9 protein-coding genes are annotated in these 16,829 nt (G+C 51.0%); 1 reads left to right on the top strand and 8 read right to left on the bottom strand.

Annotated elements, in window-relative coordinates:
• Nucleotides 1–6: 6 nt before the first annotated feature.
• Nucleotides 7–1,551, top strand: a complete 1,545-nt coding sequence (locus IEV98_RS06375) for a SusD/RagB family nutrient-binding outer membrane lipoprotein (RefSeq protein WP_188505043.1) — start codon at nucleotides 7–9, stop codon at nucleotides 1,549–1,551.
• A gap of 83 nt (nucleotides 1,552–1,634) precedes the next feature.
• On the opposite strand, the gene IEV98_RS06370 is transcribed toward IEV98_RS06375, so the two are convergent.
• The 8 genes from IEV98_RS06370 to IEV98_RS06335 form a co-directional block, all read right to left on the bottom strand.
• Entirely contained in the window at nucleotides 1,635–3,128 is a 1,494-nt protein-coding gene (locus IEV98_RS06370) for a sodium:solute symporter (RefSeq protein ID WP_188505042.1), read from the bottom strand.
• 11 nt (nucleotides 3,129–3,139) lie between these two features.
• Nucleotides 3,140–3,955: an N-acetylmuramic acid 6-phosphate etherase gene (gene murQ, locus IEV98_RS06365; RefSeq protein ID WP_188505041.1), complete on the bottom strand. Its 816-nt coding sequence runs from the start codon at nucleotides 3,953–3,955 to the stop codon at nucleotides 3,140–3,142.
• Between the two features lie 97 nt (nucleotides 3,956–4,052).
• The gene (locus tag IEV98_RS06360; protein ID WP_188505040.1) at nucleotides 4,053–4,754 is read right to left on the bottom strand and encodes a polysaccharide deacetylase family protein; all 702 of its coding nucleotides are present in this window, start codon (nucleotides 4,752–4,754) and stop codon (nucleotides 4,053–4,055) included.
• On the bottom strand, nucleotides 4,754–8,335 hold the full coding sequence (locus IEV98_RS06355) for a glycoside hydrolase family 9 protein (RefSeq protein ID WP_188505039.1): 3,582 nt from the start codon (nucleotides 8,333–8,335) through the stop codon (nucleotides 4,754–4,756). The genes IEV98_RS06360 and IEV98_RS06355 overlap by 1 nt, the downstream gene beginning before the upstream one ends.
• Before the next feature lie 78 nt (nucleotides 8,336–8,413).
• Entirely contained in the window at nucleotides 8,414–10,261 is a 1,848-nt protein-coding gene (locus IEV98_RS06350; protein ID WP_188505038.1) for a RagB/SusD family nutrient uptake outer membrane protein, read from the bottom strand.
• An 11-nt stretch (nucleotides 10,262–10,272) separates the two neighbouring features.
• Nucleotides 10,273–13,779: a SusC/RagA family TonB-linked outer membrane protein gene (locus IEV98_RS06345; protein ID WP_188505037.1), complete on the bottom strand. Its 3,507-nt coding sequence runs from the start codon at nucleotides 13,777–13,779 to the stop codon at nucleotides 10,273–10,275.
• Between the two features lie 57 nt (nucleotides 13,780–13,836).
• Nucleotides 13,837–15,066, bottom strand: coding sequence for an exo-beta-N-acetylmuramidase NamZ family protein (locus tag IEV98_RS06340; protein ID WP_229738605.1), 1,230 nt, complete (start codon nucleotides 15,064–15,066; stop codon nucleotides 13,837–13,839).
• A gap of 322 nt (nucleotides 15,067–15,388) precedes the next feature.
• Nucleotides 15,389–16,825 (bottom strand): SusD/RagB family nutrient-binding outer membrane lipoprotein, encoded by a 1,437-nt coding sequence (locus IEV98_RS06335; protein ID WP_188505035.1) that lies wholly within the window; start codon nucleotides 16,823–16,825, stop codon nucleotides 15,389–15,391.
• Nucleotides 16,826–16,829: the final 4 nt, after the last annotated feature.

Genomic DNA, 16,829 nt, shown 5'->3' with positions numbered 1-16,829 from the left:
ATGGTCATGAACACCGTAATTAAAAATATCCTTTATACGACTGCACTTGCATTCACCTTGGGTGCATGCAGCGACAGTGAGTTTGAAAAAATCAATACCGATCCCAACCGGCCAGCAAATGTGCCGACGCCCAGCATCATCCTGGCAGCGCAGAAGCAATTGGTGGATAATATCCGAAACGAGAATTTTTCGTTGCGGGGCGCACAGCTGTTCGCGCAATATTACAGCCAGAATATCTACACGGACCAGTCGCGCTACGACATCCCGAGGAGTTATGCAGATACTTATTGGGCCAACGCGTACAAAGCACTCAATAACCTGAACAAGGTTATTCAGCTCAACACCGATGAGGCCACCAAAGCCACCGCATCTGCTGGGGCAGCGGGAACCAACGCCAACCAAATAGCCATTAGCAGGATTTTGAAAGCATTTACATTTCATTCGCTTACTGATGTATTTGGAGATATTCCCTATGAATCCTATGGCAATGATGATCCTGATTTCGAGGCCTTGCAACAGGACCCGGAAAACTACACGCCCAAATATGCGTCTCAGCAAAAAATCTATGCGGACTTGCTCAATGAGTTGCGATTGGCTGCTGACACGCTCTGGAAATACAAAGACCAGAATACCTTCGGTAATTCGGACATTATTTACAAAGGTGCCAATGAGTCGTGGGCGCGATTTGCCAATTCGCTGCGATTGAGGCTGGCTACGCGTATACAAACGAAGGACGCCGACCTGGCTAACCAACACATCGAGGCGGCCATCGCACAGGGGGTATTCACCTCCAATGCACACAATGCAGTTTTCCGCTATGCAGCGAGCGCCCCCAACGAAGCTCCGCTTTACCGCGCGACAGTCACTGCCAACCGTAAAGACTTTGCGGTTTCACACATCGTGGTGAATGCATTGAAAGGAGAACTCGGCCCCTTCGACAGTGAAGACCCTCGGCTCAGCGTGTATGCGCTGCCCAATGCAAACGGCCAATATGTCGGTCAGCCCTATGGACTTCCGCTAGATGCAGGTGGCATCAATGGTCCCACGGACATCAGCCTGCCCGGTGCAGTGATCAACGCGGCCAACTTCGGCGAAACACTCCAGGAATATGCCGAAGTGGCTTTCTTAATCGCTGAACACAACAATTGGAGCGATGCCGAATACCGCAGCGGCGTGCAGGCTTCACTGGAGAAATGGGGTATTGGGGCCGCCACCGCGAAGGCGTATGCCGACGGACTGCCTCCGGCGAGCCGCGAAACCGTACTTGCCCAGAAATACTTTGCCTTATTCACCCAAGGGTTAGAGGCGTGGTCGGAGATCAGGCGGACCGGGCACCCCACATTCTTGGTGAAGCCAAACGACGTCGTTTGGGAGCGCACCACAGCCAACGGAACCACAACGTATCGCTTTGATCCCATCTTCGGCAATGGCATTCCGCAACGGTTATTCTACCCTGAAAAAGAACAAAGCGTAAATCGCTCAAACTATCAAAACGCACTGGAAAATCAGGGCGACGATGTCATCACAACTAAGATATGGTGGGCTAAATAATCTTTGTCGGAACGAAAAGGCCCACTGAAAAAAAAGGGCAGCTCCAAAACGCTGGAGCTGCCCTTTTTTTAGTCGATGCCGACTTACTTTTCTCCTAGTACTCCGACAGGCTTAGCGGCAGAAAAAGAAGTGGCCCATAGCATCAACCAGGTGAGCAGTCCGTTGTAGATAATCAGCTCAAAACCCACAGCATACGCCGTATAGGGTATCACCACGTATGTATTGAGCGCATAGCACAATACAGGTGATAATACGCAGATATAGGGCACCAGGCGGTCGGCCACCGGCAGTTTGGTAAGGATACCGAAGGCAAAGAGCCCCAGCAACGGTCCGTACGTATAGCTGGCGGCGGTGAAAATCGCGGTGACCACCGAATCGTTGTTAATAATCCGGAACACCAGGACGACCAGCATCATGACAATCGAAAAACCGAAGTGTACCCTGTTCCGCGTGCGCACCAGTGCGCGATCATGGGGATCGGCTTTCTTATTGAAGTTGAGGAAATCGACACAGAACGAGGTAGTGAGCGCCGTCAATGCCGAGTCGGTCGTGGCAAACGTGGCGGCGGTGAGCCCCATCATAAATACGATTCCGGGCACAATGGCCAGGTGGTGGAGTGCAATCTCGGGGTACAGGTAATCCGGCGTGGGTAAATTGGCCAGGTTTATCCCCTTCTGGCCGGCGTAGATGTACAGCAAGGCGCCTACCGATAGGAAAAAGAGGTTGATGACCACGAAAATGCCCGTAAACGTGAGCATATTCTTCTGCGCCTCGCCGATGGTCTTCATACTCAGGTTTTTCTGCATCAGATCCTGATCCAATCCCGTCATCGCCACGGTCACGAATATACCCCCGAGGAAGTGTTTCCAAAAATGGATCCGGTCGCCAAGCATATCTTCCCAAAAGAAAATCTTGGAGTAACTGCTTTCCTTCACCGTTTCCATGGTTTCCATGAAACCAAGGCCCAAGCTATCCGCCATGAAATAAATGGATAGGACGACCGCCAATACTAGAAAGAAAGTCTGCATCATATCGGTAATGATGATGGTTTTCAGCCCTCCTTTATTGGTATAAAGCCAAATCAGCACTAGGCACAACGCGATGGTGACCGCAAAGGGTATGTTCCAGGCGTCGAAGATAAACCACTGCAAAATGATAGCCACCAGATAGAGCCGGAATGCCGATCCGATGGTACGCGATATTAAAAATATCATTGCGCCCGTTTTGTAGCTCCGGTGTCCCAAGCGCTCCTCCAGGTACGTATAGATGGAAGTGAGGTTCATCCGGTAGTACAAGGGCAACAGCACATAGGCAATAATGATAAAGCCAACCGCATTACCCAGGATGAACTGAAAATAGCCGAAATCACTATTCCCGACGGCCCCTGGCACCGAAATGAACGTAACCCCCGATAATGCTGTACCGATCATGCCGAAGGCCACCATGTACCATTTGGCATTTCGGTTGGCCACGAAAAACGTCGCATTATCTGCCGATTTGCGTGAAGTGAGATACGCTACGCCAAGTAGCAGGCTAAAATAGACCACCAAAAAGAGAAGAAGAACGGTAGGTGTCATGCAGTTTCAAATTAATGGTCCGCTACACGCGAGTTTTCGATAGCCTTGCGTACGCTGCCGTATTTTTCGAGCAGATCTGAGGCAGATTGCGCATCGATACCCGTTTCTTCCATAATAATACGGATACCCCGACTGAACAACTTGTTGTTGGTCAGCTGCATATCCACCATCTTATTTCCCTTTACACGGCCCAACTGAATCATTACCGCCGTGCTAAGCATATTGAGCACCAGCTTTTGAGCAGTACCGGCCTTCATGCGGGTAGATCCGGTGACGAACTCGGGGCCTACAATGACCTCAATGGGATAAGTAGCCTCGGCGGCAATGGTTGTATGGGCATTGCATACAATGCATCCGGTCACCAGCCCAGCGGCGTTCGCTTGTTTTAATGCTCCTCTCACATACGGGGTACCCCCAGAAGCAGCGATACCTACCACCACGTCCTTGCTGTTGATACCATGTTCCTGCAAATCGATCCAAGCCTGCTTCTCATCGTCCTCCGCAAACTCCACTGCTTTCCGTATGGCAGTATCGCCACCCGCGATGATACCAATGATCCAGTCGTAAGGTATGCCGAATGTAGGCGGGCACTCCGATGCGTCCAAAATCCCCAATCGGCCACTCGTACCGGCACCGATATAAAACAACCGTCCACCCTCCTTCATCGAGGCAACGGTAGCTTCAATAAGGCGCTCAATCTGCGGGATAGCCTGCTGTACGGCGATGGCAACCGTCTGGTCTTCGTTATTGATATTTCCCAATAATTCACCCACAGACATCTTATCCAAATTCTGGTAATTCGATTCTTTCTCCGTCGTATTTGTCATCTCGCGCTCTTTGTTGTATTTTTATATAGTCACCTTCCATCCACCATGCTACCAGCCCCCCAAAATGTCGATAAAGTAACGGAAAAACGATTAAATATTACTGAAATAATTTATCTATCCGTTTAAACACGTAGCCCTTTAACGTCAATGTCTCAATCAATTCGGGTAATCGATGGTAAAACTTATCCATTCTCCTTGGGTCTGTGCCCAAGTGTATCAGTACGATAAATCCGTTCAACCCGCTAGGGTGTTGCGCTTCGTAAGCCAGCAACTGTTCATAGAGCTTACCCGAATCCATATACCGATCACCCATTTCGGGATAGGTATAATCCGCCGCCGTACGCAAGCCGGGCGTAAAATTGACCAACTGCCCTCCTTGCTCTTCGGTCCACTCCACAATACGGCGGTTGTACCATTCGTATGGCGGCATGAAAAATAATGCTTCCGATCTGTCAATCCCCCACTTGGCCATTTCGGTATAATTTGCCCTCAAATCTGCATCAAAGACCTCCCTGCTCACTAGCAAGCTGTCTCGATTTTCCCAGTCGCAATAAAGCAGGTGCCTGTCAGAATGCGGGCCAAGATAATGGCCATCGGCAACCATCCGCTTTATTGCTTTTGCGTTTCCCGCGTCACGGAGGTAATTCCCCGTCAGGAAAAAAGATCCCTTGATCTGGTCATCGTTCAAAGCATCCAAAATAAACGGAGCACCGGCTCCATATTCATCCGCGGTAAACACCAACGCCAGTTGACGCTGTGTCGTATCACCCCGGATGATACAACCATAGGTATCGTACACTACTTTTTTGGTTGAGCCACCTCCCGTGACTCCTGTTCTTTTGCCGCCAGCAAATAAATCAATGATGCCGTACCGTCCATCGTCGGCTCATTTGTACTGTAGTCGCCGTAGTCATCGTGGTAGACCGCCAAATCCGATTGAAAGGGCGCATGCGCGTCTGGCTTCGTCAACTGGATTCCAATCAGGCTATTGAAGATGTTGCCGTACACCGGGCCGTCTACCAGCCCACCATCAATCGGATAATTTCCCAACCGGGTAAATGCCGAATGCGGATCGGTAGGCGTATCACCCCACGCCGGCAGGCCATAAACCATGCTGGTACCCCACGGATTACAGCCAAACAGCCAGTCGAAATTGGCTTGTACGAGCTGAGCATACGTATCGTCATTGGTCAGCTGCTCGTACCACAGGCATTGGATGGCAAACGACGCGGTGAGGTTATTGCTGCACCAAATGAAGGGCACTCCGCGGTAAAACGCATTCTGCTCGGCCCTTGCCCACACTTGCTCAATTCCTTCCTTATAATAAGCGATGACTTCTTCTCGCTTCTCTCCCGTCGTTCGCCGAGCAAGCTCCCGGTGCCCCAGGTTGATAAATGGATACCATTGGTAATGCGCCGCCGTATCGTTCGCCATCCAGGGTGTCACGGTTTCCTGCCGGGCATAATCGAGCGCTTCCTGTAAAAAGGCAGCATCGCCCGTCGCTGCCCATTGGGTTGCGGCAGCCAATTCCATATCATCCACCCAATTGTCTTCGGCATAGATATACGGCGACTTCACCGAAGCCGTCTGCGTTACACCGGGTCGTCGTTTTGCAAAAGCATAGGCCGTCTTTGCCTTTTCCAGCAACCGTTGCGCATAGGTCGTATCCTTGGTCTCGAAAAGCAAGCTGCCCAAGTTAAACGCACTGGTAAATTTGGCGGCGGTGGAGCTTGTTCCAGTGGTGCTATTCATGAACTTCCCCCGTTGCTGCGGCTCACCGCTCACAAAATATACCGGACGCTCGAAACCCCGGCCGTAAAAATCATCTTCACCCGGCATACGCATCCCCGCGTGGTCCCGGTCATCAGCAATCTGGTTAAATAGCAGGTGAGGCTCGGGATGCATCTTCAGCAACCAATCCAATCCCCATCTGGCCTCGTCGAGCACATCGGCGATGCCATTGCTACCATCCAAGCCATTGGCCTGTTTATGGTCGCCAAAAATAGCCGGAAAATCGCGGTAAGCGGCCAGCAAATGATAGGTCGCATTGGCAGAAGTTGTTGCATACTGCAAATAGTCAGACGCATCATGCCACCCACCGCCCACATCAATCCGCGTACTATCCGGCAGGCCGGCTCCCGCTGCGTACAGCGTAAAGCCATCGTGCGTATGGCAACTGTCTTTCAAAAATGGATTAAAGAGGGTACGTTGCTGGCGCATGTAGCGCAGGGCAAAATCAGCAGCGCCTGTATAGACATCACTTGCAATACGGAATTGCGGTGAACGAACACCGTCCACTTCCAGGTAATACGTGCCGGTATCCGCATAAGCAGAAAAATCCAGTCGATAGGACGATCGGAACGGCCCATAGGTCCCGAAATCCTTGCCCGCCTTTCCGGCAAACACCGCTTTGCCCGATTCGCCTTCGACCAGCCGGAATCGAGCTATCCGCTTGGTACTTTTACCACCCCATACCGCCACTTTGATGCCCTGGGGCGTATAGCCGAGTTGGTTGACACGAATCCACGACCGATCTTCCGGGTCGCCGTATGCCAGGCAGACCACCTTCCCATCCATCGTGCTTGCTACCAACCGCTGCCCCCGTAGCGGCAGCATGGGGTTAACCATCGCGTTAGATAGCTTATACTGCCACGCTACATCGCCACTGGCAGCATTCAGGCCGCTTACCAACCCCGAATGGCTCGGCACAAACACCAGGCCGTCGTTGGCCGAGATAGCCGAAGGGGTCAATTCATACGGCAACTGCAGCTTGGATCTCCATGCGATCTGCATGCTGTCTGCCGTGGTCGATACGCCCAGTACCTGGCCATCCATGGTTTTCACGTAGACCAATGTGCCGTCCTCAGAGAGGCCCATCGACTCACGCACGCGTACGCTATCGATTTTTTTACGCCAGATTTCGGCACCGTTTCGAGCATCCAGCGCGGTCATATACCGATCGGGCGCCACGATGAATATCCTTCCATTCGCCCCCACGGGATAGCAGGCCGCGGGCGACAGCATCCGGCTGGAGGCTCCGTTGGACCATTGCCACTTTAGGTGCCCATCGGCCGGATCAATCGCATAGAAGCCATTGCCCCACGAGCCGAAGTACAACGTATTTTCATACAACAATGGTTTACCGGAAACATACCCTTTCACCTCGTCAAATGACCAGCGTAAGCGGCCGGATTTGATATCCAGCGCCCTGAACCTGCCATCAGAAGCCCCGATGTAAGCCACACCGTTATGCACCAATGGGGAGCCCAGTACGGCCTTTTCCGCTGCATGTTTCCACAGCAGCTTGCCGGTTTTGGCGTGTAAGCCATAGATAAGTCCATCGGAAGACCCGACAACCACGTAGTGCTTCCACACCGTAGGAGTGGAATACACTTTCCCACCCGTTTGAAACGACCAAACTTTCCGGCCCGTCTGCTCATCGAGCGCATAGACCTGTCCGGCGGTATTGGCGGTAATGACCAGTTGCTTATACGTAGCCAACCCAGCTCCAATATCGCTCGCATCCTGAAAGGACCACACTCCCCGTACAGCGGCATGCCGCGTATTTAGCGAATAGTCGGGTCGATCGTACAAACGAGCTTCGTCGGCAAAGCGATGGTTGAGCAGCGGGATGACGGCCCAAGGTTCCTGCATACCAGCGCCCGGATGCTGCTCTTGGTATAACGCCCGGCCGTCGGCGATGGTGACGATGTTATAGCCACCAACGCTGTCTTTGGCCCGCAGATTGGACCGCCCCATGATGCCGGGGATGCCTTCAAATTCGTATTGCTTATTTTGATGGCCATGGCCACAGAAAAAAAGCTGCACATTGCGGGTCTTCACCCGGTCTAACGCTTCAAACCAATTGTTTAGTGAGGAATCCTGCGGATAATGATTGACGTAGATGATCGGCATGTCCTTATCCGGATGTGCCGCGAACAGCGAATCCATCCACACCAGGTTCTCACGGGGTACCTGCCCCGGACTCATCCGCATATTCGGACCCGAATTGGTACCGACGAAAAAGTAACCGTTGTGTACAAAGGCAAAGGTTTCACCGCCGAATATTTTGCGGAAGCTGTTGCCACCGCTTTCGGACCAATTGGTATCGTGGTTGCCGGGAATGACATACCACGGAATGAACAGGCTATCCAAAATTTGCTTCGCGAGCCGCAACTCCTCATCCGAGCCGAATTCGGTTACATCTCCTGACAAAATCACGAAATGGAGATCCGGGTTGGCATTGATGTCAGCCACTGTCCGCCGCAGGTCGTCCGCACCGGTGGCGCTCCCCACATGGGTGTCCGTCACGTGCGCGAATTGGAAGGGCTGGGCATACCCCGCGAACGCGGTAAGCACCAGCACCTTCAGCAGCGCCATTGGTTTTAATAAGTACCTTAAACATGTGCTATCCGTCATACCCTGCAATCGCTTATTCAATCAGCTAGCGGAATTTCACTAGTTCCATCCTGCTGTTTGGGTTAAGGTGTAGCCTCGTTCTTGATAATCGATGATTTGCGATTGACCCACTGGAGCCATGTAAACCTCACTGCCGAACTCATTGCGGTTAGCGGCATTTTCGATCATGTAGAACCCAACCATATCGGCTCCATTGGAGCCGTTGTAGGTCACAATAGTTCCATCTTGTTTTCGCACTTTTAACACCCCTTCATTACTTTCGGATAAGAGGACCGGCGCGTCCTCTTGAACAGCTATCCAAGGGCCGAGGAAATAATCCGGGTCGGTACTGAAATCCATGTACTCTATTTTCTCCCACCGTTTGATATCCAGTAACCGCGTATGCTCATAGAAGAACTCCATACGTCGCTCGCGGCGGATTTCCCAAATTAGTGCCGACACGTCGGCATCGCGATCGGGATCGTCCGGAAGTGCGGCGAGCATCAATGGTGCCGTTTTCTGTATCCCTTTCGCAATAGCGGTCTCATCCAATGGTCGATCACGGATCGCGTTGATGGACGCATCGACGTCGCCTTGAGTTACCGCAGGGCCACCGAAAAACTCGGCCAGTACTGCCTTGGCTTCAATCCAGTTCAGTACAGGTTCGGCCAGCCGCATCACCGGTGCATCATTGGTATTGGTGTTGCTTCCCCAGGCAGGCGGATAACTTTGTCCGATATAGGTCATGGCCTCGCGCGAGGCAAATTTATAGGTATAAAATAAAGACGCCGATGCGGGGCGGGGATCTTCATATATGGTTGCTTCAAAGCGGGGATCACGTGTTAACGCCAGGTCGGTTATCGAAAAACTGGAGGCGCCATCTACCGTTGAGTGCTGCCATACCCGGCCATCGTTGCAAATAAACGACTTAACAAACTCGAGGTTCGCGCCTGCTGGTTGTCCTTCCGTACCGTTATTGTACGAGCCGATGTGATGGGTTACTCCCAATGCGGCATCATACGTCCTCCACATCAGCACTTCCGGGTTGCCATCCAGGCTCTCCGAAGCGAAGAGACCCTTGAAATCACTTTCAAACGAATAGGGCCCGCTCATCGCAAACGCTGCAGCCTCAACGGCGAATTCAAGGTATTTCTTCGCCCGTTCAGCATCCAGCTCATGATAATGCTGGAACGTGCCCTCAAACAGCATGAACCGGGAGATAAACGCAGCAGCGATATATTTGTTTAGCATTTGCTTTCCATCGTTAATGCGGATATTGTCCATCACGAACTTGAAATCGTCGTACACCCCGTCCATCACTACGCCACGGTCATCACGGTCTTTATACAATTCATCCCATGCATCATCGGTTAATACATGATCATAGTACGGCACGTTGCCAAATACACTCACCAAACGGCTATATTCGAACCCTCGGAAGAAACGTGCCACCGCCATCCAGTGGTTATAGGCATCGGCCTCTAAATTGGCTTGGGCAATATTCTCGAGCCGGTCAATAAAAATATTGGCTTTACGCACCCACGAAAAATTCCAGGACGGGCCAGCATATTGGGTTAGCCACAGCGCGTTCGCTCCAGTTTCGGCGGTTTGCGCTCGGCTTGCTGGCACACTGTTTTCAAAATGCGTTTGCACGTTACGGCTCGTCACATCATCCGAAAAGGTATAACCCCGTACCGGTGTATAATCGACACCCCATGCACTATTGTAGCCCACAAAATACTGCGAATAGAAGCCGTTAGCGAACAGCCTAACATCCGTCTCATTCCGCCAGAAACTGTCATCGACAGGTTCGGTCAGCGGCGGCCGATCCAATAACTCTTTGTTGCATCCGGCGATCAACAGTGATGCCGCGCAAATACTGTATATGAATTTAGTTGGAAATTTCATCGTTTTAACGTTTAGAAGTTCAATTGAACACCAAAGGACACACTCTTGAATGCAGGGGTTCCCACACCCGTGCGACTAGAATTGTAGTTGGTATTGTTCCACATGGAGAAACCGGCGACAGCTTCAGGGTCGATGGGTAAGCCGTTCAGGTTATCCCAGGTAACAAAATTCTCCAGCGATGTATAGACCCTCAGAGAATTGACACCTACGCGGCTCAGTAACGACGCCGGTAACGAATAACCCAACGAAATGTTCTTGATACGCAAATAAGACATATCCAGCAAGTACCTTGATTGTCGTTGCATATTGTTATTCGTGTTATTCCCTGCGTTGTTATAAGCTGCGGGATAGAAGGCATCGGTATTTTCCGGTGTCCAATAATCATCCGCAATAGCCGCTGGCATGGCACCATCTGAGGCGTGGAATCCCGGAATTGCCAAATTGCCGCCGCCCCAAACTTCACGGCTGCCCACACCTTGGAAGAAGACAGCGAAGTCAACGCCTTTGTAATCGGCGCCTAAGCGGAAGCCATATTCATATCGCGGAGTAAAGTTACCGATGACATCCCAATCGCCGTGATCGCCAACAAGCTGGCTTCCATTATCCAGCTCGCCGTCTCCATTAGAGTCCACGAATTTAACATCGCCAGGCCCGAAATAAAAGTCCGCACTATTTTGCAGGAAGGCTTGATAAACGGGCTTCTCGCCGTTCGGTCCCGGCTTGAGCTTATAGGCTTTCCTTCCCGCATATTTTGCACTTTCCGCTTCGGTCAGTGTAATCAGTTGTGGCTCACCATCGGGCCCTAACTCAAAGTCATCGTATTGATACAGCCGATCCGTACGGTACCCCCAGATTTCGCCATAGGTCTTCCCCACATAATAATTGTTTACGCTCTGTGTTGACCCATATTCCATGACGACCGACTTCGCGTCGGAGATATTCCCCCGTACGTTTATACCCAAACCGTTGTCAAATCGATGGTTGAAGTCTACCGCAACCTCCCACCCTCTGGTGCGCAATGACCCGTAGTTGCTTTCCGGTGCACCAGAACCGAATGTTGGCGGCACACCTTCCGCGGGAACAATCATATTTTCGGTATTACGCTGGTACCAATCGAATGAAAATCCGAATTTGTTGTTGAAGAACCTAGCATCCACGCCGAAATCCAAGGTGGTGATATCCTGCCAGGTGATGGCGGCCGCAACGGCATTTGGGGTACCTACAAAATATGAACGAGAACCATCCCCACCGATCCAGGTGGATTGTCCGATATCCATAGTGGGCACATATAAGTCGCTTGGCACGCTCTGATCGCCTATCGTACCCCAAGAACCCCGGAATTTAAATAGATCCAGCCAGTCCCGGGTACTTTCCATAAAACCCTCTTCACTCAGTACCCATCCAGCCGAGAATGAGGGGAACCAACGCCATTTCAAATCTGTCGGGAATTTCGAGGTACCGTCATACCGCAGGTTAGCCTCCACCAGATATTTATTCTGATACGCATAGTTGACGCGACCGAAGTAGCCCAATTGCGCCTCCCAGAATTCGCCGCCGTCTCCTGTCCAAGTACCGATGCCGTAGGGGAACTGCGGATTTACAATATCGATGAGGTTGGTCACCTGAGTGAAATGGTTGGCCCAGTCGTCGGTCACCCGGTTCATCCCCAGCATAAACTTAAAGTCATGACCATCTTCCAGACCTAGATTATAGGTTGTAAAGGCATTAATGGTATGTTTGTTCAGATTTTCAGAAAGCTTGTAGATATGGTCCGGGCTTGACCCCGGCGCCGTATACGTTTCCAGTCCCAGGTTATAGGCGGGCATTGCCCCCTCTGTTGTACTTGACACCACTTCCCCTGCCGAATTCACGTAAACGGGATTACCATCTGCATCAACCCGTGCCTGCGGTGCCACCCATGAGTTGCGGGCGGTGTACTTCGTCCCCGGTCGGTCCCAAACGTGCCCTTGGTTGGCATAGGTATAGTCGAAATCGACCGTCCAGTTGTCCGTAAGGGTCACGGTACCGCCGAGATTCAGGTTCAAATAATTATACAGCAAACTTGCGGTGTTTGCCGCTGCTGCTTCGCTTGCCGGACTGCGGATAGGGTCGCCATTCTCGTCATTGCCAAGCGGATAAATCGGACTCCACCTGAATAGATAGAGCCAAGGGTCTGCCGTGGTCGAGTTGGACACGTACGGGTATTCTTTGTTCCGTTGAGAATACAACACACCTGCTCGCGCTGTAAAATACTTATTGATTTCACTGGATACACGCAATGATGCATTGTACCTCGTGAATTGATCTTTCTTCGCCGGCTTCATCATCCCACTTTGGTCCAGCAAGCCCAAGCCAAGATTGTAAGAAGTCTTTCCGGAAGTACCAGCGATGCTCAAGTTGTGTTGTTGCGTAGGTGCCCATTCGCGCACCATCGCTTCATAGGGATCATACGTGCGCAATCCAAACTTGTAGGGCCCGCCTGGTTCAAAGTACCAATCCCGGCCATATACCGTCGGATCGTCCATTCCGATGGTCCCGCCATACGTATTGTGCCAATCAGCTGCGCGCGCATAACTTGCGCTATCGATTTTATAAAAAGCACCCGTAAGCGAGCCCCCGATCCGTTCCACGGCATCCAGCGAATATTTCAACCCATTCAGGCGTGCCATCCGTAGGTCTTTCCACGGGTTTTGAAAAGAAAAGTTATTAGAATAGGTGATTTGAGGCTTTTCTATGCCGGTACCTTGCTTGGTTGTGATCAAAACAACGCCAAATGCGGCTTTTGCCCCGTATATCGAAGAGGCGGCGGCATCTTTTAATACCGTGATGGACTCTACATCGAGGGGGTTCACAAGCGTGATACTCGGAATTTCGACGTTATCAAGTAAAATCAACGGCTGGGTTTGTGTGCCCCCGTGTGCCAACCCTTGTATGGAAGCAATTTGCCCCCGTATGCGGATCACAGGATCAGACCCTATCTCGCCGCTTGGAAGTGTTACACTTAATCCCGGCGTTGTCCCCTGAATCGCGCGTCCTACATCTGCTATCGGTCTCGCTTCGAGGTTTTCCTTCACACTGATCGTCGAAACCGCGCCCGTCAGGTTACCCCGGCGTTGCGTGCCATAACCTACTACCACCACTTCGTCCAAGCTCCGGTCTCCGGGCTCCAAGGTGACATTCAACGTCGCCGCATTGACCGCTACATCTTTTGCTGTATAGCCAATCATCGTGAAGTGCAAGGTTGCCCCCATTTGCGCCGAAATGCTATAATTGCCGTCTTCGTTGGTACTGGTAGCGGCCGCACCACCGACAACGGATACACTGACACCGGGCAGCGGTGCTCCGTCGGTACCGGTAACCTTCCCACTGATCGTTTGCTGCATCGCCAAGGCTAGCGAGCTGGTTGTGATGGCGCCCGCTGCTCCCGAACGGTCGAGCACCCCATTTGCTTCATAGCCAAAGGCCCAAAGTGGAATACTCAGCGCAATCATCATCGAGAATTGTATTAGTTTTCTCATTGTGTAAAGCGTTTAGTTAATTAATGCGTGTTATTTTTAAGTGTGTGAATAAAGCGATTATTCAAAATCAGGATACAACAAATATTTTTTGCGCATCGTCTTATACGCCATCAAGTCTGTCGACCAAGATGCGCTGATCTGCTCTTCCGTTTGTCCCGCGATGATCTGCTTCCGCAATTCATCCGTACCGGCCAGTTTGTCGAAAAACTCGGGGCGCGAAAAAAATGTATCCTTGAATGGCGCTTTCTGATAGAAATCGATCAGATATTTCAAGGTGAAGGTCTGCTCCTGAGGATTCAGCTGCCGCAGATCCAATCCATAGCATAGTTTATCCTGTTGCTCCACATGGGCGGCCATTCCGGGTCGTATGCCCGGTGTAAATGTAAACTCACCAAATACCGGATCGGGATAGCCCAGTACCTGGAACGGCCAGTCCGTACCCCGCCCCACACTGATATCGGTACCTTCAAATAAGCATAGCGATAGGTATAGCCGAACCGACAAGTGATTGGGCAAGCTGGGTGACGGAATAACAGGCAACTCGTAAGGTGTGCCATGCTTGTAGTGCTGCACGGTAATGACCTCGAGATCACACTGTGCTCCGCTATCAAGCCACCCCTCGCCGTTGATCATCTGCGCCAACTCACCGACGGTCAGCCCATGAACCATTGCAATCTTATGATAGCTGACGTTGGATTTGAATTTATCATCTTTCCGCACCGGACCATCCACCTGATCGCCATTTGGATTGGGTCGATCCAGTACAATTAGTTTCTTACCGTGGTTTGCACATAATTGCATCACCCGGTGCATCGATGTGATATAGGTATAAAATCGCGCTCCCACATCTTGCAGGTCGAAAATCATCACATCCACCGACGCCACAATTGAATCTGCTTTCTCGTTTTTGCCATATAAGGAGTACAGTGGTAAGCCGGTTTGCTCGTCTACCTCATTGGATACCTTTTCACCACGTTCAATATCACCACGAAAACCATGTTCCGGTGCGAAGGCGAACTTCAGATCCACACCACTTTCCAGCAACACATCAACCAAATGTTCTTTATCCGGACCTACAATGGATGTTTGGTTGCCCATCAGACCGACCTTTTTCCCTTTAAGCAAGGGAACATAACGGTCGAGTTGGTCGGCACCCGTGCTGAGAATTGAATCAGCCACAGCATCGGTTCCCGTTTGGTCGGTCTGCACAGTCCCACCGCATGACCCCATCACTACTAGGGAGAAACACGATAAAATGAGAAACCTCAAGTGTATTGTTCTTTTCATAATTGTCATAAAAAGCCCCCTCATTCAGCTTATTGAGGCTTATCGTTAATTGGACATACAAGAGTAATAATAATTTTTTATTATTATGCATGTTTTTGCATGTTTTTACAAAAATAAATACAAACAAACCTTGAAGGCGAAAAACAAAAAAGCCATAAATACGGCAAATTGAAACCATTTACCTGATTTAACGTCCGGGTTACACAAAATTAATTTTACGCTATTGTGCAACTTTATGCAATATTTTACGCGATTGTAATGAAAAAAGCCCGCGCTTGCTGACCAGCAAACACAGGCTTCTGTTTTTAATAGGTGTAAATCGTTACGGCATATCCCACCAAAGCGGCGTATCCAGTGATTCTTGCTCGGGGATATTAGCACTATTATTGACAATCTCTGTAGCAGGTATGGCGATACGCCGAATAAATGTAGGAAGCACTGCCCCTTCGGGCATCTGGAACCCTTGATAACCGTAATCATGCCGCCGGGCGTCATTCCATGCTTCGAAATTGAGGTAGGTGGCCACGTATTTTTCCTTGAAAATGTGATTCAACGTCAAACCCAACTCCCCCACACTTACCGAAGGCTCTTCGATGTAGTTCTGCGCATCACCACTAGCCACCTCAAGCAGATTCATAGTCGCCTGTATTCCAGCCAAATAGGCTACATACGCTCGTGAGCGCAATCCCGCCCGAAGCGCAGCCTCAGCTTCGACGAACTTCAATTCGGCATACGTCATGATGTAAATCGGCGACACTTCGCTGGTAAGCGGACAATTGGTTGAGATGTAACATTGGTCATGCACGGTGTTGGCCAACGGCCCCTGGTTGCCGCCGCCGTTAGGGGTCCCCACATAATCATTGTTTACTGTCAGGTCAGTAATCTTGCCGACCCTAGGATCAATAACACCGTAAGTTTCGCCGTTGAGGTGATTTACAAGATTGGTCGAAAGCCACCCTCCCAGTAGCGCCCCAAGATTATCCAAGGCGATTTGTGCCCACGGATTGTTGCCGGAAAACACGCCCATTGTCATGTCGTCGTTGGCCGACATATAGGCATTGTCCAATGCGGTGAGTACGGCCTGGGGGTCGTACGACGATTTCTTGGAAATCTTATTCAGATGCCTGGCCTTCAATCCATACGCGGTTTTGATCCAAGCCCCTACATCGCCGCCATGGATGACATCCAATGCCGGGTCAAGCGGCATCGTTGCATCGGTACTGTTCAATGCGGCGATGGCTTCATCAATCAGTTGCCCGATGGACGCATAAAGTTGCTCGGGCGAATCGTAGACCGGCGAGAAGGTCTCGACTTTATTGAATGCTTCTGTATAGGGAGCTGTACCCCATGAGTCGGCAACCAGGCTGAGCTGGTAAGCTGTCAATAATTTACCTATACCGGCATGCAGATCGGCCCCCGATTCTTCGGCGCCCACGATCATATCATGGGCATCGGACATTCCGTAGTACGCCTGTGACCAGGTGGTCGATAGGTTCGTGATTTCGTAGATATCCGATGATGATCCCTGCGACGGACTGGCGATGTACTGCACATAATTGGCAACCGCGTTGCCATACCGGTAGGCATTCATCCCTGCACGGTGGGTCACCGACGCCATCAGCGAATTCAAACTGGGTTCGGTGACAAGATTAGGGTTGTTGCCCACATCGAAATAGTCTCCGCAACCTTGGAACACCAAGACCGATGATAACAATCCGGCAGCTATGCTTTTCGTTAATTTCTTTGCTGTGATATTCATGATC

The organism is Parapedobacter pyrenivorans, from assembly GCF_014636865.1.
GTDB lineage: Bacteria > Bacteroidota > Bacteroidia > Sphingobacteriales > Sphingobacteriaceae > Parapedobacter > Parapedobacter pyrenivorans.
The sequence above is the reverse complement of the archived record's forward strand: the minus strand, read 5'-3'. Positions and strand labels throughout refer to the sequence as shown.

What these genes read in the sequence shown, in the direction of transcription:
- IEV98_RS06375 (WP_188505043.1), top strand. Translation starts at nt 7, where the DNA reads ATGAACACCGTAATTAAAAATATCCTTTATACGACTGCACTTGCATTC.
- IEV98_RS06370 (WP_188505042.1), bottom strand. Translation starts at nt 3,128, where the DNA reads ATGACACCTACCGTTCTTCTTCTCTTTTTGGTGGTCTATTTTAGCCTG.
- murQ (WP_188505041.1), bottom strand. Translation starts at nt 3,955, where the DNA reads ATGACAAATACGACGGAGAAAGAATCGAATTACCAGAATTTGGATAAG.
- IEV98_RS06355 (WP_188505039.1), bottom strand. Translation starts at nt 8,335, where the DNA reads ATGGCGCTGCTGAAGGTGCTGGTGCTTACCGCGTTCGCGGGGTATGCC.
- IEV98_RS06350 (WP_188505038.1), bottom strand. Translation starts at nt 10,261, where the DNA reads ATGAAATTTCCAACTAAATTCATATACAGTATTTGCGCGGCATCACTG.
- IEV98_RS06345 (WP_188505037.1), bottom strand. Translation starts at nt 13,779, where the DNA reads ATGAGAAAACTAATACAATTCTCGATGATGATTGCGCTGAGTATTCCA.
- IEV98_RS06340 (WP_229738605.1), bottom strand. Translation starts at nt 15,066, where the DNA reads ATGAAAAGAACAATACACTTGAGGTTTCTCATTTTATCGTGTTTCTCC.
- IEV98_RS06335 (WP_188505035.1), bottom strand. Translation starts at nt 16,825, where the DNA reads ATGAATATCACAGCAAAGAAATTAACGAAAAGCATAGCTGCCGGATTG.